A 23,295-nucleotide genomic window follows, 5' to 3' on the forward strand; every position below is an offset into this window, starting at 1 on the left:
CGCTAAAATAGTAGCTCCCGTTTGAAGGTGGCTATAAAAAATTCATGCCTCCTAAAAGCGTTCAACGGACCATTGTATGGCCATAATGCCGATCGCAACCGATCCAAGCTGCATGCCCCAGTTTCTATACCAGAGTGAATGGCGAACAAATATTAACAAGGGCAGCACCAAAGCCAAAATGGCCAACTGACCTATTTCTACGCCGACATTAAAGGCTAAAATAGCCAATAGTTTTTGATTTTCAGGCAGCCCAAGTTCACCTAATACTCCAGCAAACCCCATGCCGTGCAATAAGCCAAAAACAAACGTTATCCACCCTAAGCGCAATACTATTGGCCAAACATTATTTAGTGCCGCAAATAGCACTGATAATGCAATGCCAAGTTCAACCCAATGGCTACTAAAATTCAATATACCCAGTGCAGTTGCCGTCAATGTGACCGAATGGGCTAAGGTAAAGGCAGTGATAATCCATGCGGTGTCTTTAAATATTTGCTTTGGATTATCAATAGAATGCCATTCTCGCTGTTCACGGACCAATACGCAAGTTAACAATAACGCCAGTAAAAATAAAACATGATCCGTGCCTTTCCAGATATGAATAACGCCTTGATAAACATATTCAGCAAAGGTATCACTGGCCTGACTTTCGCCTAAGTTAATCAATATTATCGGGTTATCCTTGCTGATCACTCGAGCGTATTGATGATCGGGCGCCCCAATGGTGGTGATAACGTTATGATCGGTATCTATGTTAAAAAAAGCTTGATAATTAATGGTTAACACACCAAGGCTATCGCACTCAGCCTGAAATGATCCCAGCAGATAGTCTTCGCTAGCGTGCTGAACAATTTGTTCCATTGGGTCAAAGCTAAGCGGGCAATCTTGTTGTCGACTGATCGCTAAAGATGATTGTAAATAATCAATTATCGCCACCTGATGAGCTTGTAACTCTGCCAAAGTAAGTTCACCATCTTGATTATCATCAATAGGGACAACTTGGTTAATGTCAAACAAACGTACTTGCCAAGCACCCTTAATTTGCCCTTGCTTATCCAAGTCGACAGACAAATAACTGGTGCTCATTTGATGGGCTAAACAGCCATGACTGAGCAGCAACAATAACAATAATAAACAGCCTTTAAACATAGAAAAAAATCGGGTGAATACCTTCACTACTTTATCCTTAACTTGCTACATTGTTGACAGAGAGATTGCGACTGACTGGAACTCACTTTTTAGCATTTTTAGTGCGACTCAACAATGCCTTAGCCTGCTCTAAACGTATTCTCTTATTGACTTGACGTGCTACCTGCCAGTTTATTTTGGCCAAGTAAAGTAATTTTTTGGGCTGTACATCAACCTTTAGATACTATGTTGTCTGCTCAAATGCCAGGTGTTTTGTGCTATCACTAGGCGCAGCAACTAGCACATTGGAGCCACTTAAACAAAGTGAACGACTCATACGCCACTGAGTGTCGAACAGCGGGTGTTCTCGATGAATATGATAAAAAAACACCATTACATTGAAGTATGGTGTTTATCTCTATCGTACTGCAGGTAAAACCAATGAATAACTAACCTCAACTCGCTATAAGTGATGGGGTAAATCGACAACAATAAATTGATTCAAATCTGCAATATCAAACTTGCTATTTGTTTTGCTAACAAGGCGTATTCAGGTAGTGAGTCGCTGCATCAATAGCGGGTCTACTGTCAGTCAAGCAAGTCAATGCAACACAGTTAGCAGGACCGCTAGCAGGACCGCTAGCAGGACAAAGGATTGTTTGATAACCACTGATTATCCCAAGATGAGGTTAGCTATCCCTGTAGCAAATACTCTTCGGCTTTTTCGATACTGCGTGGTTTACCCACCAGCATTAAAATATCGTTACGCCTTATTATCCAATCCGGTGGTGGAGGATCGATCTCCTCCCCTTTACGCCGCACGGCACGAAGTTCAACATCCAAGGCTTGCCATGGAATATCGGCAACGGTTTTACCGACCGCACTGGCTCCAGATGCCAGCGACACTGCATGGAGTAAATCCAAGGTGAAATCGGTTTCTGTGCCAGAAAAGAAACCGTGTAAATATTGATAATGGTTACGACGCTCAGATTCTAAGCGTTTAATTATTCGCGGTAATGGTACGCCACATTTGTACAGCACCTGTGAAACCAGCATCAAACTTCCTTCAAGTGACTCTGGGATAACTTGGGTTGCACCAGCTTCTTTAAGCTCATGTAAGTTTGCATCATCACGAGTGCGCACCAATATTTTTACATCGGGAGCAAGCTTACGCGCCACCGCTAAACACTCTTCAGACTGCCTTGGCTCACAAAATGTCACCACCACTAAACTGGCTTGGCGTATGCCTATTTTTTTCAATAGTGCCATTTTGCAGGCATCACCAAAATGAATATTTTCACCTGCCGCTCTGGCTTCAGAGACCCGGGTGGGATCTAAATCAAGCACCATGTAAGGCACAGCTTCAGTTTTCAAAAAGCGGGCAATCGTTTGTCCTACGCGGCCATAACCTAAAATCAGTACCACATCACTTTCATCAGAATGAGGCAATACAATCTCTATCGGATCTTGTTTAGATGGCTGCTTATTACCGCTGACCTTTTTGGCAATATCAACGCTATGGCGGATCAGCCAAGGTGCCATCGACATAGAAATCACCGCCACGGCCACTAACACAGTGCTCACTTCAGTGTCGAGCAATTGATAATTTACCGCCAATGCCAGTAACACAAAACTAAACTCACCCACTTGACCTAAACTAATGGCGGTACTAAGGGCAATTTTAACATTTTCACCCACTAGCCTTAGTAGTCCATAGATAATCAATATTTTGCTCAACACCACACCGACCAAAATCAATATTACTTGCCACCAATATTGCATCACCAGATTGAAATCCAGCAGCATGCCGATAGAGATAAAAAATAAACCCATTAATAAATCACGAAATGGCCTAATGTCGGCTTCTAACTGGCGTCGATATTGGCTTTCGCCAAGTAACATACCTGCAATAAACGCCCCTAATGCCATCGATAATCCAAGCCATTGCGTAAAAGCACCTGTCACCAAGGCCACAACTAAGGTTGATAACACAAATAACTCATTTGAACGTGAGCGTGCCACTTCGTCAAAAATTCGTGGCAATATCCATTTACCGAATGACATCAAGCCTAAAAAGGCCAAAATACCGGTGAGCAATCCCCATGCGATACTATTGAAGCTCATTTCGGTACCGCCATTGGCTAATAACGGCATTAAAATCAATAGAGGCACCACAGCTAAGTCTTGAAATAACAACACGCTGACCGACAGCTCGCCGTGCCTGCGCCTTAACCAGTTTTGTTCATTAAGCAACTTCAACACAATGGCCGTTGACGACAAGGCAATGGCAGAGCCAATGACTACCGCTGCCACTAAGTTTTGCCCAACTAACATGGCAATACCGCCCGCAACAAAAGCCGTTACCAGCATTTGGGTACTACCCAAACCAAAAACCGTTCGGCGCATCGCCCACAACCTAGGGACAGAAAACTCCAGTCCAAGAGTGAACATGAGTAGCACCACGCCTAACTCTGCTACGGACTGCATTTGTAACTGAGTAAACCAATGAAAACCACTGGGACCACTGACCACTCCCGTTAGCAAATAAGCTAAAATGGCGGGTAAACCCAGTCGACGTAACAATGCAATCGCCACAATCGCAATCACAAGCATCGACAAAATATGGATAAAAATGCTGTGTTCCATTCTGGCTTTGGCTCCTCGTCAAAAAACTGTCGAAAGGGGGTTGAACATTTTGTTAGCCCTACAATAAAACAACAACCAACTAATAACTATAGAAAAATTTTCATAGGCACGATTATTGCTAACAATACGGTAATTAGTTGTAACGTACTGGAAGAAATACAATGGATTTTTCAATAGCAACAGAATTATATCCTGATGATTACTGGTACCGTTCAGACGCTTACTTGAATATAGAGCCTGAGTTAGACCTTGTTCAAGTGATTCAACAACTACATGGAAGTTTAGATCCTCGGACAGTTTTTGCCTGTTTTGGCAAGATCCTAGGACAATATTTGCCGGTTAAAGGACTGCAGTTGATCCTAGATAAACAAAAATTTGTTTGGGGACGTCACTACGGTATTGAATTGAAACGGACTATCAACGATAACCAAGATACCTTTACTATAGCGTATCAATTGTCTGCGCCACTGAGTTCGTCGCAAAAGAAAACCTTGGGACAACTAGAGAGTATATTAATTCAACCGTTGAATAATGCGTTGAAGTATCAAAGCATGTCTAATCAAGCCATGTTTGACGCACTAACAGACCTAGGTAATCGTTATTATTATCGCCAAGCTATCGACATCGCATTAGCACGAGCTAATCGCCAACAAGGTAAAGTGTCATTAATTGTATTAGATTTAGATAAATTTAAACAACTTAACGATGCATATGGCCATAAAGTGGGTGACTACGTATTAGTGGGTTTTGCTGCGTTAATTAATCAAGCCATTCGTAATACTGACCAAGCCTTTAGAATTGGCGGTGACGAATTTGTAATTATTACCCAAGGGGATGTTAATGCGGCGGCAATAGTATGCCAACGTATTATTGATATGATGCCGAGACATTCTGAGCTCACCGAATATAACATTCAGTGCAGTTTAGGCATTGCGGAGTCGTTACCGCAGCAACATGCAGAAAATATATATGAGCGCGCCGATAAAGCAATGTATTGCGCAAAAGCCGCTGGCAGAAACTGCTTCCGAATTAGCGCTAATTAGCGCTACCTTATCCCCACGCCATACTGACAACTAATTGCCGAAAAAAAAGCCCTTCTTTAGGGGCTTCTTGGTTGATCACTTTATCTTAATTACATCCCTCGAAGCTGAATACGCCTTAAAAATTCCGTCATCACCCGATCGTAAACTAAATCACCTAAAAACAAATCCTCTACCCCATGATCAATACTGGGATTGTCGTTCACTTCAATCACATAAGCTTTACCGTCAATTTCTTTTAAATCGACGCCATACAATCCCGCACCAATTAAATTAGACGCTTTGACTGCGGCATCGACAATATTTTGCGGCACCATTTTTAAATCGATACAGTCAAAATCACCACTGCTGACACGGCCACTCTGGTGATGTTGATATATCTGCCAATGACCGCGGCTCATAAAATAACGACAGGCGTAAATAGGTTGACGATTTAACACCCCAATCCGCCAATCATAATCGGTTGGCATAAACGCTTGCGCTAAAATTAGCGCACTGTGCTCAAAGATTATCGCTGCTTGTTCAAGCAAGGTTTCACGGTCGTTAACTTTAACCACCCCGAGCGAAAATGCGCCATCGGGTACTTTAAGCACAATAGGCAATCCTATGGTGCTAATGACATTTTCTGCCCAGTTTTTATCTGATGCTTTAAAGATTAAACTTTTGGGTACAGGCACTTTATGTTTGTTTAATAGCTCAGTTAAAAACACCTTATTAGTACACTTCATAATGGATTCAGGATCGTCCATTACCACTAGCCCCAGCTGCTCTGCCGCCTTAGCAAACCGGTATGTAAAATTACTGATATTAGTGGTTGAACGGATAAATAAGCCATCAAACTCGCTTAGCCGAGCGAGATCATGAGAACTAATTTGGACTAAATCCATACCAATACGATTAGCCGACTTAGTAAAGAGTTTCAGTGCCGCTTTATCTGATGGCGGCATTTTCTCATGTTCATCCACCAACATGGCAATTTCATAACGATAGCGCTTTGACGGTTTCGGTAAACGCCACACTTTTTGTGAAAACACTTCGAGGTACTTAGCAAATAAATCTTGTTCTGGCTCGGTTAAATCTTGAAATGCAGCAGGCTCAATCGCATCCACTTGCCATTTACCCGCCATTTTTAATAAACGTACTTGTAATACGGGAACGGTAAAACGTTCAAAAATTTTACGGGCAAGCTTATCAAGTGACGGATTATCGCAATAACCAAAATACAGCTTCATGGTGATTTCGTTCAGCGTATCTGACAGTTTATCTAAACCGACTTGCGGTAAACTAAAAAAACGGTCCTGAGATAAATCATTAATGGTCATTACCCTAGGGATCACTCTGTGACCGCGAGCTTCAGCCATTAGCGAGCAGTAATAGCCCGTGCTTAAATAATCATAACTGCGGCACAAGTTAATCACTTGCATGGCACTCTTATCTGAAAATGCCCCCATTTCTAAATAATCATGAACCGTGACCATATTGTCACTGGGTAAATAGGGACGCCAATCATTAACATCGTCGGTGACAATTAAAAACTGAGCCATAAATATCTATTGCCTCTTGTGCGGTTTAGCGCGAAAATTAACCCACTATCATGTTTGCCAACTCGAGCCGACTCATGCTGCTTCGTCAAGCTATCCCCAGCGATTTACCCCAACTTAACCATATCGAACACAATGCTTTTAGCGGCGATAAAATCAGTTCTCGGCAGATGAAACGCTTTGTTAATTCGCCACTAGACAGCTTATTAGTGGCCGACATAGACGGCACACTTGCAGGCTATGCACTCGTGTTGTTTCATCGTGGCACGCGACTAGCTCGACTTTATTCTATTGCCGTTACTGCCGAGTTTAGAGGCCGCAACATTGCCTTTGAGCTGGTCACACAATGTGAACACACTGTCATCGAGCGAGGCTTCATTACATTACGCCTAGAAGTGCGAAACGACAATATAGCGGCCAAAAATCTTTATCTGAAAATGGGCTATAAGGTGCTAAAAACCTTAGTGCATTATTATGACGACTTAGCTGATGGTGTGCGCATGCACAAACGCTTAGACCCACCAGGGCCAAGCAAAGTTATCAAAATTCCTTTGTACGTACAAACCACGCCATTTACTTGTGGCGCGGCTTGTTTAATGATGGCCATGAGTGCCGTAAAGCCACAATATCTCCCTAGTCGAGTTGATGAGCTGAGCATCTGGCGCGAAGCCACGACTATTTTTATGACCAGCGGTCATGGCGGTTGCAGTGTTCATGGTTTAGCCTTAGCGGCCATTAAACGCGGATTACAGATTGAGATGTACAGCCAATCAACGTCGGTGCCGTTTATTGATAGTGTTCGTGACAGTAATAAAAAAGCCGTTATCACCATTGTGCATGACGACTTTTGTCAGCAATTGTCAGAGCAAGACATTGAAATACATGACGCATCGCCGACACTGGCACAACTTCGCCACTGGATAGACAGCGGCTATGGGGTGTTATTAATGATAAGTACTTATCGATTCAATGGTGAAAAAGGCCCCCACTGGGTGGTATTGAGCGGCTATAACGAGCAGTTTATGTTTATCCATGACCCGTTTGTTGAAGCGCAAAAAGACGCCATTAATGCGGCTTATGTACCGATTAGTCAATCTGAGCTGGCGCAGGTGATGCAGTATGGCAAGCAGAAACAAGTGTCGTGTTTAGTGGTTAAGTCCGCATCCTAGCGCGGTGATTTATAGCCTGCGGCCACTAACGGCATGGCACTTCGCCCACACCAGACCAAGAGGAAACTAGCGCCTGTTCCCTCTTTACTCTTGATAAAAAAATTAGCCACGATAAGTCGCCCGGCTACATTTTTCAAAGCCATATTCACAATCATAGCGAAAAGGTCGCCATGGGGATTAATCCAGCATTTGACTGCAAATTTAGACGGCTTTGGCTTATCTTATTATAAAGCCTGAAAGTCTTAGAGCATACGGGGGCATGAAATGTTGTAAAATGAGCGGTAAATACCATTTATCGAGATTATCCAAACCAACTAATCGTGAATGTATTGATAATATTTAAGATAGCTTTGACTTGCCACAACAGATAAAATGCAAATACATTAAAAAATAATACAATTAAATCAATAACATAATTGGTTAATGACAATGTTAACAATAACTTAAGTGGTCGACTTTATCGGGCTTAGTTCAATAATCTGATAAACTAAGCCGTGGCGTATAGCCAAAATTCAATAGAATTTACCCCTCATTGGATCCGCTAGACTCAAAGATGTATGATAGCAATATATGATGAAAAGGAATTTCAATGAAAAACCGACCCACTACACGATATCTATTGATCCAAATCTGTTCTGTAGCCCAGATCCAGCATCAAAAAACGCCAGTTTCCCATTGCATAAGCCATAAAGCAGACCCATTAATTTAGACTAGGCGTCGGTCAAGTCCAACAAGCGATTTGTGCCTTGCAAACAGCACAAATACTACAACGTTATACCTAAGGATAATTTGTGAATAATAATCAATTTTCTGACAGTTGTTACCTTTGTCATTCGGATTCAAATTACATGAAAACGGACCATGAAAACAAACGGCATTATTTATGCTCAAATGAAAACTGTGGTGAGTATGAAATCTCGTTAAGTGCGATGGAAAACTTAATTGATAATAATGATTTTAAATCTCAATTATTACCATTAGCTAAAAGGTGTAAAGGTACAGAGCGTTTATTAGAAATCACCGTACGTGGTTCAGCTATAGAAGCAAAAACCAAATCGAGAGCTGAGGATGTCATTTAGGGGGGTTATTATTCAGGATAAGTGGGGGCTGATCAGTGGGGGCAGTGTAAACTGTATTTTTCGCCCTTAATCTGACAGCAAAAAAAACTTCATTTTCGCCATATTGACAGAAAATAACGACATTTCCCCTGCTGTTACTGACCGCGTTAGTAACGACCAGATTGGCATGCTTTGGCTAATGCAAATCGTCATTTAAAGCGCTTTAGAGCTAACACCTTGGAGCCCAAAGACAAGTGATAAAATGCGCTAAATTTATTGTCCTATAGTATCTTTAACTGACGCTTTGGACTGTTCAAATAATAGATTTAATGGCTCAAAAAAGGAGGCTTTCGCCTCCTCTTTTTATCAAATAATATTGCGACTATTTACCGTCTTGAGCGCGACGTTTTTTAAAGTCTGACTCTTCGAGCCATTTTGGCCAGTCATTGTTATTGGCTAGCTGTGCAATAATATCACTTATTAAGGCTAAGTCTTGCTCAACCCCACCCAGATCCCAATTGGCATCATAGTCGTCAGCAGCTTGATGGTATTTATGGGCAATATAATCTGGATCGGTATCGCCTAAACTCATAAACATCAACCCAGGCACACCTTGCTGAGCCAAGGCGAAGTGATCTGAACGGAACATCAAGCCATTTTGCGGCCGAGGATCGGCTTTAACCGTGCGACCTTGTGCTTTGGCAGCATTATCTAGATAGGTTTCTAACTGCGATACGCCTTGGCCATAACGCAAAATATAATCCACGCCTTTACCGACATTCATGCCATCAATGTTTAAAAACGCCACTAATTGCTTAGTTGGCACCGGCGGATTGGCAGCAAAGTATTGCGCGCCAATAAGACCGGTTTCTTCGGCGGTAAACGCAGCAAATAAAATAGATCGTTTTGGCGCTTTGCTTTGCTCTTTAAAATGACGAGCAAGTTGTAACACGCCTGCGACACCAGAGGCATTGTCGACCGCACCGTTATAAATGCGAGTCTGGCCATCTTGAACTGTTTTACCCAAGTGATCCCAATGCGCATGCATCACCAACCATTCATCGGCTTGGCTGGTGCCAGGTAATAGCCCTGCTACGTTATAGGATGTGGCTAATTCGATAGTATTCTTTACCGCTAAATTAGCGTTAAGCTTCAGCGGAATAGACTTAAATCCAGCGTTGGCTGCAGTCAGTTTTAGCTTATCAAAATCAAGCCCTGCGGCGTTAAACACTTTTTGGGCTACATTATGTTGAACCCAACCCATCACGCCAATATGTGATTGATTTTTATTATTATCGACTAATGTGAACTTGGTATTGGTATTGCTGTTTTCGACCACATTCCAACCGTAAGCGGCGGGTGCAGTTTCGTGGACAATAAATACCGCTTTAGCCCCCTGCCTTGCCGCTTCTTCGTATTTGTAAGTCCAACGACCATAATAGGTCATGGCATTACCTTTAAAAATGTCAGGATCTTGCGTAGCAAAGCCAGGATCATTCACTAGCACAATGACGGTTTTGCCTTTTACATCAATGTTAGCGTAATCATTCCACTGATATTCAGGGGCATTAATGCCGTAACCAACAAACACCACGTCGCTATTATCTAACGCAACTTGAGGCAAAACTTGCTCAGTGCGCGCGGTGAAATCAGTGCCATTATTAAAAACCAACTCACCAATGTTAAGCTGCATGGTTTGGTCAGCAGTAATTTTTGCCATCGGCACAGCTTGACGGTAACTATCACCAAAGCCCGGCTTAAGCCCCATGGCCTTGTATGCATGTTCTACATACTCCACCGTCAGCTTCTCACCATGTGACAAGGGCCCACGACCTTCAAATTTATCGCTGGCGAGGGTTTGCACATCTTGACGATAGGTTTTTTGATCAAATTGAAATGGCGCAGCATTCACGCTTGGCAACAAAAAAACACCAAACACGGCCAATAAACGAAAAGTATTCACGGACAACGTCCCCTGTTGAGTATTGAGAAAAATCATTGTAGCAGCAAAAAAGCACGCTGCGCTGATGGAAAAATGAAACAACGTCAAACAGTTGGTAACAAGAGATGACAGGCGGTAACAAGCGATGGCTGGCGATAAGAGCGACTAAGCGCCTAGAAGCTAGGGCGGACTGCGTCCTGCTAGAGCGCTGCGCTGCTATAAAAGCTTAACGGCAAACTGATGGCTCGAGGGATGGTAGGCGGTGGCAAGCGATGCTGAGCGATGGTAGGCGAACGCTGCTCTCATGGAAACGGCGGCTAAGAACCTAGTAGTTAGGGTGGACTGCGTCCTACAGAAAATTATTTACAGGCTCACTTGACCATGACAAACAGCCGTTACCGCCTTTACCTCTTGTTATTGCTTTTCATCGCCGTTATCTATTGTCATCGCCGTTATCTATTGCTATCGCTTTTATAGTTTCTAGCAGCGAAGCGCTCTAGCGCCTAGCCGTTGTTATAGCCTTACCTCTTGTTATCGTTTTTTAGCGCTTTTTATCAAAAAACTAATACCTTGTTCACCGGTTTGCGCTACATAACGTTTATCTATCCATAAGCCGATGGCGGCGACTAACACTTCATCATAAAAAATCAGTGGGATTTGTTGGCGTCGCCAAGGTGGAATATTGCATTCTTGCCATAGCTTTTTTAACTCACGCGGTTTTTGACGTTGTGACGAGGCAAATTGCGGCTGGCACTTAATAGAGCCGACGCCGCCGTAGCGAAGGGTCACTTTGCTATTCGTTGGCGGCAAAACTAATAAAGGCTTATCAACCCTTGTTTGTTGGGTTAAATGATATTGATGCTGGCAGACATCCATCAGCATATCGGCCACATCGCCATTTAATAGGCTATTAAAATCAGCGCTGAGTTGGGTGGACGCTAATGGTTCAAGCTCACTATTGTTAAGCGCGTATGCCACGCCTGCAAACCGTTTAACTTGATAGTCGCCCCATTGGATCGACATATTGGCATCATCTTTTGCCGCTAGCAGTTGTGACAGTATCTGCTGTAATTGCGCTTGCGAAGGTAAACTGACGCCACAATGGATGAGATAACCGCGAAACAGTAATGCTTGCCATGCGCCACTTAATTGACCAAACCCAGTGAGCTTAAACCCAGTTGATTCGGTCATTAGTGCATTTGTATCGCTTGGCACTATTAGCCAGTCGGGTAAGCGATGACTCACTTCATCATCTATAACACCTTGCTGCTCAGCACATAATGCCGCACTTCTGGCTGCAGTAGCTGCAATACTGGGCCAGCGCTGCTTTAAGCGTGGAATAATATCGAGTCGTAAAAAGTTACGATCATAGCTGTCGTCTTGATTACTTTCATCTTCGATATGGATTAAACGGTATTGAAGTGCAAATTGCTCTATTTGATCACGGCTGATCTCTAATAACGGTCTGACTAACCAAGCTTGTTGGTATGCTTGTATCGCGCCCATTGCCGCCAACCCTTTTGGCCCTTGGCCGCGTTTTAACGCCAATAATAGGGTTTCGAGTTGATCGTCTTGGTGATGGGCGGTCAGTAAAATATCACCCGGATTGAGGTAGCGGTCAAAAGCGTGGTAACGGGCCTCGCGTGCTTGTGCTTCTAAGCTTTGTCTTGGGCCTTTATCAACCTTGACTCGCTCAATTTGCAGCGGTAATTGGTAATGCCCTGCTCGCGTTATACAGTGTTGTACCCAAGTGTCTGCATTGGCGCTGAGTCCATGATGCACATGAATAAGTAAGCAGGCTATGTGCGGGTATTTTTGCGCAAACGCACTGAGTCCATACGCTAATACTTCAGAATCAACCCCACCACTGTAAGCCAACACGACCTTAGGCGTATGTTCATGTTGCGATGCTGTCACGTGAACAAGCGGCATTAACGCTTGTTCAAGTAAATGGAGCAATTGTTCTACCGTCATTGGTTCTGAGGCCGAGGATTTTACGGTCATGGTATGCGCCTAGTTAAATACGATTTTAACATTAGTCGAGCCGAGCATACTTTCAAGCGCTAATATCAACTCGTCACTGGGATTGACTCGCCATTCATCACCTAAGGTAATTTTACCGCTGGCTTGGGGTTGCGCATAATCAATAGTCACAGGCACCACGCCATTTCGCCAAGGGGTTAAGGTTTGCTCAAAGGTTTCTAGCCATTCAGATGTCACTTGCGATGCGTCAACCTTGATTTCAACAGCTTTAGCAAAATGACTGCGTGCTTCGCCGATTTCGATAATGTTACGGGCATTCATGCGATTGCCACCAGAGAAGTCATCGAAACTGACATCGCCTTCACAAATTAAAATACGATCTTTTTCAATCAGCTGGCCAAATTTTTCAAACGGCTCGGTAAATAACATCACTTCTAAGCGGGCACTTTTATCATCTAAGGTGACCAGACCCATTTTAGACCCCCGCTTAGTGAGCAACACCCGCGTAGCGACCACTAACCCTGCCACTTTAACGGTTTTACCGCGCTCTGTTGGGTGAATATCTTTTAAGCGGCCGCTGGTGTATTGCTTAAGCTCTTTTAAATATTGATTTATCGGGTGACCCGTTAGGTACAAGCCTAATGTTTCGCGCTCACCATCAAGCCAAATTTTATCAGGCCAAGGCGTGCACTCAACAAAGTTTTGTTTGCTGTCTTCAGGTTCGCTATTCAATAAACCGAACATGTCATTCTGGCCAATGGCTTCGGCTTTGGCATGTTGCGCCGCGGCGCTGATGGCTTGTGGCAAGGTCGCCATCATTGATGCGCGATGTGGGCCAAGGTGGTCTAATGCCCCCGCAAAGATCAGTTTTTCAATCACTCGCTTATTGAGTTTTTTTAAATCAATTCGAGCACAGAAATCAAAAAGATCGCTGAACGGTCCATTTTTACGGGCGTCTAAAATAGAGTCTACCGGGCCTTCACCGACCCCTTTAATCGCGCCAATACCGTAAACAATATTCAGATCATCATCGACGGTAAACTTAAATAAGCCTTTGTTCACATCGGGTGGAATTAACGGCAAGCCCATGCGCTCACATTCATCCACTAAGGTGACAATTTTGTCGGTGTTGTCCATGTCGGCAGACATTACCGCTGCCATAAATTGAGCTGGATAATGGGTTTTAAGCCACAAGGTTTGGTAGGAGACTAACGCATAAGCGGCAGAGTGAGATTTGTTAAAACCGTAGCCCGCAAATTTTTCGACCAAGTCGAAGATTTTCATCGACAGGTCGCCGTCTATGCCGTTATTAATGGCCCCTTCTTTAAACGTGCCACGTTGCTTGGCCATTTCTTCAGGTTTTTTCTTACCCATTGCACGACGCAGCATATCCGCGCCGCCTAAGGTATAACCCGACAATACCTGAGCAATCTGCATCACCTGCTCTTGGTACAAAATAATGCCATAAGTCGGTGCTAGCAGCTCTTTTAAAGACTCATGCTGATAATCGGCATCTGGGTATGAGACTTCCTCACGTCCATGCTTACGTTCGATAAAATTATCTACCATGCCTGACTGCAGAGGACCTGGGCGGAACAAAGCCACCAGTGCGATCATGTCCTCAAAACAGTCGGGTTTCAGACGCTTAATCAAGTCTTTCATGCCGCGAGATTCCAGCTGGAATACGGCCGTTGTTTCGTAACGCTGTAACAGTTTAAAACAGGCAGGATCATCCAATGGGATCGCGTCGATACGGATATTATCGAGGCCTTTTTGCTTTTGCACTCGGTTAACCATTTTGAGTGCCCAGTCGATAATCGTTAGGGTACGCAGCCCCAAGAAATCGAACTTAACCAGACCGGCCGTTTCTACATCGTTTTTATCAAATTGAGTCACCGGGTTTAAGCCTTCGGCATCGCAATATAATGGTGCGAAATCAGTAATTCGAGTGGGGGCAATAACCACCCCGCCCGCATGCTTACCGGCGTTACGAGTCACCCCTTCTAAGCGACGACACATGTCGATAAGCTCTTTTACATCTTCATCACCATCATAGGCTTCAGGAAGCGATGGCTCGACTTCAAAGGCTTTAGCCAGTGTCATTCCAGGTTCTGCAGGGATCATTTTGGTTAGACGTTCAACAAAACCGTATGGATGACCTAACACGCGGCCAACATCTCGAACAACCGCTTTGGCCGCCATAGTACCAAACGTAATAATCTGCGATACCGCTTCTCGACCGTATAACTCGGCAACGTGGTCAATGACTTCGTCACGACGATCCATACAAAAGTCGACGTCAAAATCGGGCATCGAGACTCGTTCAGGGTTCAAGAAACGCTCGAACAGTAAGTCGTATTCCAGTGGATCTAAGTCAGTAATCTTTAGTGCATAAGCCACTAACGATCCGGCTCCAGAACCACGACCAGGTCCAACCGGAATGTCATTGTCTTTGCCCCATTGAATAAACTCCATCACAATAAGGAAGTAACCAGGAAAACCCATTTGGTTAATCACTTTCAGCTCAATTTCGAGACGTTCATCATACCCGCCACGGTTTTCGGCGCGAACGAGTGGATCAGCAAATAAAAATTCGAGACGCTCTTCTAGGCCTTTTTGTGACACATTAACCAAAAAATCTTCGATGGATAAGTCACCCGTAGGGAAATTGGGCAGAAAATATTCGTTTAATAGAATGGTGACATTGCAGCGTTTGGCAATTTCAACGCTATTTTGGATCGCCGACGGAATATCGGCAAACAGCGCGATCATCTCATCTTCGGTTCGCAGGTATTGTTGATCGCTATAGGTTTTGGGACGGCGTGGATCGACTAAGGTAAAACCATCATGAATAGCCACCCGAATTTCATGGGCCTCAAAATCGTCTTGCTTTAAAAAAACCACTTGGTTGGTGGCGACAACAGGTAAGCCTTTTGATGATGCTAACCCAACCGCCATGTGTAAATAGCGTTCTTCATCTGCACGGCCTGTGCGGATAAGCTCGATATAATAACGGTCTTCAAAATGCTGCTGATAAAATTCAATTAATGAGTCAACTTGGTTTTGATTGCCTTTTAATAATGCCTTACCCACGTCGCCATCTCTGGCACCCGAGATAATAATCAAGCCAGTGTTAAATTTAATCAGCCAGTCTTGGTCTATCACCACTCGATTTTGGACATGACCGCGAAGATAGGCCTCACTGATCAATTGCGTCAGATTTTGGTAGCCTTCATTGTTCATCGCGATAATGGTTAAGGCACAAAATTCTTTTTCAAAACCTGGGGTTTGCACCCAAAAGTCGGCACCAATAATAGGTTTAACACCAGCGCCATGACAAGCACTGTAGAACTTTACCAAACCACAAAAGTTGTTTTGATCGGTTAACGCTATCGCTGCCATACCCTGATTTTCAGCAGCAGCAATAATCGGTTTCACTTTGGCAACGCCATCTGACATTGAATAATCACTGTGGACGCGCAAATGAACAAAACGAGGATCGGACATAGATTAATTTTCTTCGAAAAAGATGAATGTAATAACACGAAAAAGCGGGATTTAGACTACCAAACTAAGCGACTTTCTCCAACGATTTAGTCGGTTAATCTGGGTATTATCAAAATGTATCCTGAAGCAAAATGCGCTGGGCGACAGGTTTAAAACTCTTACGATGTTCCGCTAACACGCCATACAAGGCTAATGCTTCAAAGTGCGCTTTGGTCGGATAACCTTTATGCTTAGCAAAACCATACTGTGGGTGCTGACTGTCTAAGGTGTCCATCTCTGCATCACGAGTGACTTTGGCAATAATGGATGCTGCACTGATGGCGGCCACTAATCCGTCACCTTTTATGATTGCATGACTGGCTATACCAAAATCGGGCACACGATTACCATCGACTAATACTCGTTCTGGTTGAAGGCTTAAGCCAGCAACGGCGCGCTGCATTGCCAGCATGGTGGCATGTAAAATATTTAACTGATCAATTTCAACAGGGCTTGCACGGCCGACACTGACACATAATGCGTTTTCCATAATCACTTGATATAAAGCATTACGGCGTTTCTCACTCAGTTTTTTTGAATCATTGAGTCCAACAATGGGGTTACTCGGATCTAAGATCACAGCAGCCGTTACCACATCGCCAACCAATGGACCACGTCCAACTTCGTCAACACCGGCAACCAGCCCTTGTGAAATGATGGCCACTTGTTCAGGGGTAATATTTTTTATCACAACCGGTAATGTCAACATATTAACTTATCCTAGTCAGGTTACTGCGTTTGCAATAATGCCACCACGGCATCGGCAGCTCGCTCGCTGGCGTTACACTTAAGTAATTGATGCATCTGTTCGAACTTTGTATTAAGTGGCGTAAAATCTTGGTTGAGTTGCTTGATCACCTCATCTGCAATCAACTGCGGCTGGCAATTAGCTTGCATACATTCTGGTACTATCGTTTCGTTTGCCAATAAGTTGGGCAGCGAATAGTTGGTGATACTCATCATACGGATGCCAATCGCGTAGGTAATGGGGCTTACACGATAAGCCACCACCATTGGGCGTTTAACCAGCATAGCCTCTAGAGTCGCAGTGCCAGAGGCCAATAAAATACAATCAGCGGCAGCCATCACCTCACGAGATTGACCTTCAATAATGGTGACTTCTAAATCGGGAGCAAACTGCGCAAGCGCAGCAATAAATTGTTGCCGGCGAGCATCATTAACTACTGGAGTGACAAATTTGATGTCTGGATAGGCTTGTTTAACGAGCTGAGCGGCTTTGACAAACGGTTCAGCTAATTGCTTTAGCTCACCGCCTCTGGATCCTGGCAATACCGCCAAGTATTCAGCATTGGGATCCAATCCTAATAGCTGCCGTGCGGCCAGCTTATCACTGTGCATCGGAATATCGTCCGCAAGTGTATGGCCAACAAAGGTACAAGGCACTTGATGCTTGTCATAAAAGGCCTTTTCAAACGGCAATAACGACAACACCATATGAGTGGCTTTGGCAATTTTAAATATCCGTTTTGGACGCCAAGCCCACACTGACGGGCTGACATAATGCACGGTTTTAATCCCTTTGGCTTTTAATTTAAGCTCTAGGCCAATATTAAAATCGGGCGCATCAATACCAATAAAACAGTCTGGCGCTAATTCCGTAATGTGTTTCACGAGACTTGAGCGAATATGAAGCAGTCGAGGTAAATGTGATAACACTTCGACTAAGCCCATGATCGACAGTTCTTCCATTGGGAATAGACTTTCAAACCCAAGAGCTTGCATACGAGGGCCACCAATGCCAATAAAACGCGCATCAGGATAGCGTTGCTTGAGTGAATGAACTAAACCGGCACCTAAAATATCGCCGGAGAGTTCTCCGGCGACAATGGCAAATACTTTTGGGGAAGAGTTGGTCATCGTTTCCGTCTATCGAATGATGCCGCGAGCGGAGTGATTTACAAAATCCACGAACGCTTTTACATTTACGTCCTTTTCAGCAGACTCAGCCAATTCGGCATTGGCTTCTTCAATGGTTAAGCTCTTACGAAATACTGCTTTATACGCATTAAAGATTGCCCGCTGGCTTTCTTTGGTAAAACCACGGCGTTTTAGGCCTTCTAAATTTAATCCACGAGGTACAGCAGGGGAACCCGCTGCCATCACAAATGGCGGTACGTCTTGTAAAATAAGTGACGCTCCAGCGGTAAAAGCATGGTCACCGATATGTACAAACTGGTGCACACCGGTCATGCCGCCCAAAATAACCCAATCGCCAACGTGCACATGACCCGCAATTGACGCATTATTAGCCATAATAACGTTATCACCAACAACACAGTCATGGGCAATATGTACATACGCCATTAACAGGTTATTAGACCCTATGCGGGTTTCACCCTTGTCTTGGGTGGTACCACGGTGAATAGTGACCGACTCACGAATAATGTTATTGTCACCGATAATTAAGCGCGTTTGTTCGCCGGCGTACTTTTTGTCTTGACACTCTTCGCCAACCGAAGCGAATTGAAAAATACGATTACCTTTACCGATAACCGTTGGCCCCTTAACCACAACATGCGAATTTATCCATGTGTCGTCGCCGATTTCAACATTCTCACCAATATAGGTCCAAGGACCAATAGTGACATTGTTACCAATTTTGGCTGTTGGGTGAACAAATGCTAATTTATCTATCACTTTTTAATCTCTCTGCGTGCGCACATAATTTCAGCTGAACAAACCAGTTCACCATCAACCAAGGCTTGACCAATAAACACACCAATACCACGACGCTCTTTAATCATTTTAACGTGAAAATGTATTTGATCACCCGGCTCAACAACACGTTTAAAACGCGCTTTATCAATACCGGCAAAATAATACAATACTTCTGGCGACGGCTCAGTGCTCATGGTTTTAAAAGCAAGTAAACCCGTTGCTTGTGCCATGGCTTCTAAAATAAGCACACCTGGCATAACGGGTTGTATAGGGAAATGTCCCTGAAAAAATGGCTCATTAATCGTGACATTCTTAATCGCATGTAATTGCTCACCCACGGTAAAATCCAATACACGATCAATCAACAAAAATGGATATCTATGAGGTAGATATTTAAGGATCTCTTTAATATCCATGGTGTTTAATTGATTTGACACACTACATTCCTTTAATAAGGCAGAATTACAATTATTCTGTGCCCTTAGCACTTTTTTCGAGGGTTTTCACGCGGTTAAATAGTTCATCTAATTGACGAAAGCGCACCGTGTTCCGACGCCACAGTTTGTTTTCCATTGCGACAGTCGCGGACGAATACACACCTTTATCGCGAATAATGCTAGTCACATTGGTTCCTCCGCTAACATGGACACCGTCAGCGATACTAAGATGTCCAGCAACAGCACTACCACCACCAATAATGCAGTATTTACCTATGGTAGAACTCCCTGCAATTATAGACCCACCTGCAATTGCGGTGTTTTGCCCAATGATGACATTATGGGCAATTTGAATTTGATTGTCGATGATCACACCATCGTGTATCTCGGTGTGCGACAGCGCGCCACGATCAACACTGGTGCATGCACCTATTTCGACATAATTACCAATGCGCACGCCACCTGTTTGGGGGATTTTAATCCAATTACCGTGCTCATTTGCATACCCAAATCCATCCGAACCAATAACAGAACCGGAATGAATGATGCAATTGTGGCCAATATGTACATTATGATAAACGGTAACATTCGCCCAAAGGCGTGAATCTGAACCAATAATACTGGCTTCACCTACGACGCAACCTGGACCAATCTGAACATTTTCACCCAAAATAACATTGGCACCAATCACCGCATTTGCACCAATAGCCACACCGTCACCTAAAATGGCTGACGAGTCTATTTGTGCCGAAGGGTGTATACCTAATGCCGCTTTAGGTGTCGTATCAAGTAATTGCGCCACACGGGCAAACCCCACGTAAGGGTCACTGACAATAAGGGCATTACCATGATAACGGCTTGCTTCTTTTTCGCTTAGCAACACCGCGCTAGCTTGAGTTGCCTCAAGCTTTGCACGGTATTTACTATTGGCTAAAAAAGAGAGTTGACCTTGGATTGCATGTTCAAGGGTGGCTACACTAGTAATTTCCAGTGATCCATCACCTTTAACCGTTGCGCCCAATAATTGGCTAAGCTCTTTTAAAGTCACTTTCTGCATACTTATTATTTGCCTTTGCTTAAGGCTTCTACCACTTTGCTGCTAATGTCAGCTTCTGGCTTAACAAAAATAACTGCGCCACGTTGCAGCACCATGTCGTATTTTTCTTTACCAGCAATGGTATTAATGGCTTTTTGAACTAGAACTAATAGCTTGTTTTGCTCTTCACCTTGACGACGACGCATGTCTTCGTCTAATGCTTTGCCTTTTAATTGGAATTCAGATTTTAATGATTCCATTTTACGGACTAAATCAGTCTTTTGTGTGTCGCTCATTAAGGCGCCGTCACGTTGTTGCTTTTCGACCAAAGAACGCATTTCCTCCTGCATTTTTTGGACTTCAGCAACACGATCACCAAACTCAGCTTTTAATGATTTAGAAATTTGTTCGCGCTGTGGCAGCTGTTCAAACACCTCACCCATATCAACCACCGCGAGTTTTTCCGCTTGGGCTAGCATAGGGGTAGCAAATAATGCCAATGTAATTAATGCGCGATTTACCATCTTTTTCAAAGTAGACTCCTTGTTAAAATTGTCGTTATCAGCTAAACATGCCGAGTGTATTTGTTTTAGAACGTTTTGCCAATATTGAATGAGAAAATCTCTGTCTCATCATCTTCATACTCTTTGAGTGGCCAAGCTAAACTGAATACCATAGGACCCATTGGCGATAACCACTGTACGCTCATACCCCACGAGGCACGTATGCGCTCAGGATCACTATAATCTTCTAACTTAATAAACTGATCTGCTGGCAGAGTGCGATACGAATCATAATCGAACTCGGTATCCCATACGTTACCGGCATCGACGAAGAAACTGGTCCGCACTGAGTTAGTGTACGCTTCATCGAGGAATGGCGTCGGCACGATCATTTCAAAGCTGGCTGTCGCAATCGCATTACCACCAATTGAACGACCAGAACTCACCTGAACCTTAGTTGGGTCACCAGGCGAAGCTATACTACAACCATCACCAGCAATGTCCGGAGAACATGGCTCACTACCACGGTATGCATAGAACGAACGTGGACCGACTGAGTTCGACTTAAAGCCACGTAACGAGCTGCTACCACCAGAGTAATAGTTTTCCCAGAACGGTAAGATTTGATCGTTGTCGTTAAACTGACCATAACCGTTTGCATAACCTAAACGGGCACGAGCCAAAAATACAAACCCATGTTGAGGTGTCAGCGGGAAGTAGAAATTAGTGTCAAAATCCGTTTTAAAGTACTGTAAGTCAGAACCCGGCACGGTCATTTTACCGCTTAAACGTTGCGATGAACCGTCTGTCGGGAACGTACCTCGGTTAAGTGTGCTGCGATACCAACCGGCATTCAATTCAAAGTTATCAAAGCTTAAGTCTGAGTTTGCATCATCCGTTTCACGATACACATTATAGAAACGCAATGCTTGTTCATAAGCCGATATTTCTGAAATAGTATTATGACGATAACCAATACCACCGTTTAAACGGTTGGATTCATTAATCGGAAATCCTGAGTTTAATGCAACACCATAAGATTGATTCTTATAGCGCTCAAGGTTAGCCTCGTTGGCATCAAATTCGTTCCAATACACACTGCCGCCTAAACTAACACCATCTTTAGTAAAGTATGGATTGGTGAAAGACAAGTTAGCACTGCGCGAGTATTTATTAGTATTGATACTAATACCCGCTTGGTTACCTGTACCAAGGAAGTTATTTTGTTCAACCCCAAACTGCAAGCTCACACCTGATTCAGTACCATAACCCACACCGGCGTTAAACGAACCTGATGGCTGCTCTTTTACTGCGATGGCCACATCGACTAAATCGTCACTGCCTGGCACTTGAATTGTTTCGGCATCAACGGTTTCAAAATAACCTAAACGGTTAAGGCGAAGTTTAGACTGCTCAATCTGAGCAGAATTCAACCACGCCCCTTCCATTTGACGTAATTCGCGACGCAGTACTTCGTCTTTGGTTACCGTGTTACCGGTAAAGTTAATTGAGCGAACATAAACACGCTTACCTGGCTTGATATTGATGTTGAGCACCACTTCTTTGGATTCATCATCAATTTCAGGATAGGTTTTCACTTCAGGATAAGCATAACCAAAACGGCCAAGATATTTGCTGTACATTTCTTCGGTGAATGTTACATCGGCACCGTTGTACATATTGCCTGCTTTGATTGGTAAAATACCTTTCATTAACGCTTCGCGGCCCATAAGGTCACCAATTAAGTTAACTTCTTTTACCTTGTACGTTTCGCCTTCATCCACATTAATAGTGATGTACAAACCTTTACGGTCCGGTGTCATCGCCACTTGTGTTGAGGTGACTTCAAAACGAATATAGCCTTGATTATGGTAATAGGTTTTGATTGTTTCTAAGTCAGCTTGTAGCTTTTGCTTTTGGTAGCGACGCTCACCAAATAAATCCCACCATGCCACATAGTCTTTAAGCTCAATCATGCTGATGAGCTCAGAGTCAGAAAACACTGTGTTACCTACCACGTTAATTTGGCGAATTTCAGCCGCTAAACCTTCGGTAAACTTAAATTTAAGCTCAACACGGTTACGGGGTAAGTTGATGATTTGAGCTTCAACTTTGGCGCCGTATTTACCGACACCGTAATAGAAATCTTGCAAGCCTTTTTCAATGCCTGACAACATGGTTCTATCAAGTGATTCGCCCGCTTTAACACCAGAACCGTCAAGACTTTCTTGTAACTGTTCGTCTTTGATATCTTTATTACCTTCAAACGAGATAATACTGATAGTAGGACGCTCTTTAACCGTGACAAAGAGTATACCGTCTTCATGACTGACACTGATGTTTTCAAAATTGGTTGAACCGTAAAGGCTCTTAATCGCTTGCTGTAATTTAACTTCATCTACCGTGTCACCTACTTTCACAGGTAAACTCAATAGTGCTGCACCGAGAGCAACTCGTTGCAGACCTTCTACTTGGATGTCGGTCACTTCAAAAGGTTGGAAAGACTCTGCCCAACCATTCCCTGAAAAAGACGCGCCGACGAATAACATCGAGGCAAAAATTTTATTAAATCTCATAGAGCACTTCT

The 23,295-nt window shown here is 43.7% G+C and carries 16 protein-coding genes; 3 read left to right on the forward strand and 13 right to left on the reverse strand.

All coding sequences use genetic code 11. The annotated features are described in order from the left end of the window. Nucleotides 1–51: 51 nt before the first annotated feature. Together AAEZ00_RS07025 and AAEZ00_RS07030 are read right to left on the reverse strand one after the other, a co-directional pair. Entirely contained in the window at nucleotides 52–1,176 is a 1,125-nt protein-coding gene (locus tag AAEZ00_RS07025; protein ID WP_124011873.1) for a HupE/UreJ family protein, read from the reverse strand. A gap of 645 nt (nucleotides 1,177–1,821) precedes the next feature. Further along, a complete protein-coding gene (locus AAEZ00_RS07030) occupies nucleotides 1,822–3,774 on the reverse strand; it encodes a monovalent cation:proton antiporter family protein (RefSeq protein WP_124011874.1) in 1,953 nt (650 codons plus the stop codon). Nucleotides 3,775–3,935: 161 nt separating this feature from the next. Here AAEZ00_RS07030 and dgcS point away from each other — a divergent pair, with 161 nt between their 5' ends. Then, entirely contained in the window at nucleotides 3,936–4,817 is an 882-nt protein-coding gene (gene dgcS / locus AAEZ00_RS07035; RefSeq protein WP_124011875.1) for a diguanylate cyclase DgcS, read from the forward strand. Between the two features lie 89 nt (nucleotides 4,818–4,906). On the opposite strand, the gene AAEZ00_RS07040 is transcribed toward dgcS, so the two are convergent. Continuing rightward, the gene (locus AAEZ00_RS07040) at nucleotides 4,907–6,358 is read right to left on the reverse strand and encodes a RimK family ATP-grasp domain-containing protein (RefSeq protein WP_124011876.1); all 1,452 of its coding nucleotides are present in this window, start codon (nucleotides 6,356–6,358) and stop codon (nucleotides 4,907–4,909) included. Between the two features lie 74 nt (nucleotides 6,359–6,432). Between AAEZ00_RS07040 and AAEZ00_RS07045 the strand changes: the two genes are divergently transcribed. Both AAEZ00_RS07045 and AAEZ00_RS07050 read left to right on the forward strand, forming a co-directional pair. Continuing rightward, complete coding sequence (locus AAEZ00_RS07045) at nucleotides 6,433–7,524, forward strand: peptidase C39 family protein (RefSeq protein ID WP_351088480.1); 1,092 nt, start codon at nucleotides 6,433–6,435, stop codon at nucleotides 7,522–7,524. A 791-nt stretch (nucleotides 7,525–8,315) separates the two neighbouring features. Further along, nucleotides 8,316–8,603: a hypothetical protein gene (locus tag AAEZ00_RS07050; RefSeq protein WP_351088481.1), complete on the forward strand. Its 288-nt coding sequence runs from the start codon at nucleotides 8,316–8,318 to the stop codon at nucleotides 8,601–8,603. 361 nt (nucleotides 8,604–8,964) lie between these two features. On the opposite strand, the gene AAEZ00_RS07055 is transcribed toward AAEZ00_RS07050, so the two are convergent. The 10 genes from AAEZ00_RS07055 to bamA form a co-directional block, all read right to left on the reverse strand. Then, nucleotides 8,965–10,581: a M28 family metallopeptidase gene (locus tag AAEZ00_RS07055; RefSeq protein WP_502959320.1), complete on the reverse strand. Its 1,617-nt coding sequence runs from the start codon at nucleotides 10,579–10,581 to the stop codon at nucleotides 8,965–8,967. Nucleotides 10,582–11,055: 474 nt separating this feature from the next. Beyond that, the gene (tilS, locus tag AAEZ00_RS07060; RefSeq protein ID WP_101032266.1) at nucleotides 11,056–12,528 is read right to left on the reverse strand and encodes a tRNA lysidine(34) synthetase TilS; all 1,473 of its coding nucleotides are present in this window, start codon (nucleotides 12,526–12,528) and stop codon (nucleotides 11,056–11,058) included. 9 nt (nucleotides 12,529–12,537) lie between these two features. After that, nucleotides 12,538–16,014 (reverse strand): DNA polymerase III subunit alpha, encoded by a 3,477-nt coding sequence (gene dnaE / locus AAEZ00_RS07065; RefSeq protein WP_351088483.1) that lies wholly within the window; start codon nucleotides 16,012–16,014, stop codon nucleotides 12,538–12,540. 109 nt (nucleotides 16,015–16,123) lie between these two features. Continuing rightward, nucleotides 16,124–16,762, reverse strand: coding sequence for a ribonuclease HII (gene rnhB / locus AAEZ00_RS07070; RefSeq protein ID WP_164839506.1), 639 nt, complete (start codon nucleotides 16,760–16,762; stop codon nucleotides 16,124–16,126). A 20-nt stretch (nucleotides 16,763–16,782) separates the two neighbouring features. Further along, nucleotides 16,783–17,931 (reverse strand): lipid-A-disaccharide synthase, encoded by a 1,149-nt coding sequence (gene lpxB / locus AAEZ00_RS07075; RefSeq protein ID WP_101032268.1) that lies wholly within the window; start codon nucleotides 17,929–17,931, stop codon nucleotides 16,783–16,785. A gap of 9 nt (nucleotides 17,932–17,940) precedes the next feature. Then, a complete protein-coding gene (lpxA, locus tag AAEZ00_RS07080; protein WP_101032269.1) occupies nucleotides 17,941–18,711 on the reverse strand; it encodes an acyl-ACP--UDP-N-acetylglucosamine O-acyltransferase in 771 nt (256 codons plus the stop codon). After that, nucleotides 18,708–19,169, reverse strand: a complete 462-nt coding sequence (fabZ, locus tag AAEZ00_RS07085) for a 3-hydroxyacyl-ACP dehydratase FabZ (protein ID WP_101032270.1) — start codon at nucleotides 19,167–19,169, stop codon at nucleotides 18,708–18,710. The genes lpxA and fabZ overlap by 4 nt, the downstream gene beginning before the upstream one ends. A 31-nt stretch (nucleotides 19,170–19,200) precedes the next feature. After that, on the reverse strand, nucleotides 19,201–20,226 hold the full coding sequence (gene lpxD, locus AAEZ00_RS07090) for a UDP-3-O-(3-hydroxymyristoyl)glucosamine N-acyltransferase (protein ID WP_101032271.1): 1,026 nt from the start codon (nucleotides 20,224–20,226) through the stop codon (nucleotides 19,201–19,203). Nucleotides 20,227–20,231: 5 nt separating this feature from the next. Beyond that, nucleotides 20,232–20,729, reverse strand: coding sequence for an OmpH/Skp family outer membrane protein (locus AAEZ00_RS07095; protein ID WP_101032272.1), 498 nt, complete (start codon nucleotides 20,727–20,729; stop codon nucleotides 20,232–20,234). 65 nt (nucleotides 20,730–20,794) lie between these two features. Further along, on the reverse strand, nucleotides 20,795–23,284 hold the full coding sequence (gene bamA / locus AAEZ00_RS07100) for an outer membrane protein assembly factor BamA (protein ID WP_101032273.1): 2,490 nt from the start codon (nucleotides 23,282–23,284) through the stop codon (nucleotides 20,795–20,797). Nucleotides 23,285–23,295: the final 11 nt, after the last annotated feature.

Origin of the sequence: Shewanella sp. S1-49-MNA-CIBAN-0167 (genome assembly GCF_040310145.1) — a bacterium.
Taxonomy (GTDB): Bacteria; Pseudomonadota; Gammaproteobacteria; order Enterobacterales; family Shewanellaceae; genus Shewanella; species Shewanella psychromarinicola.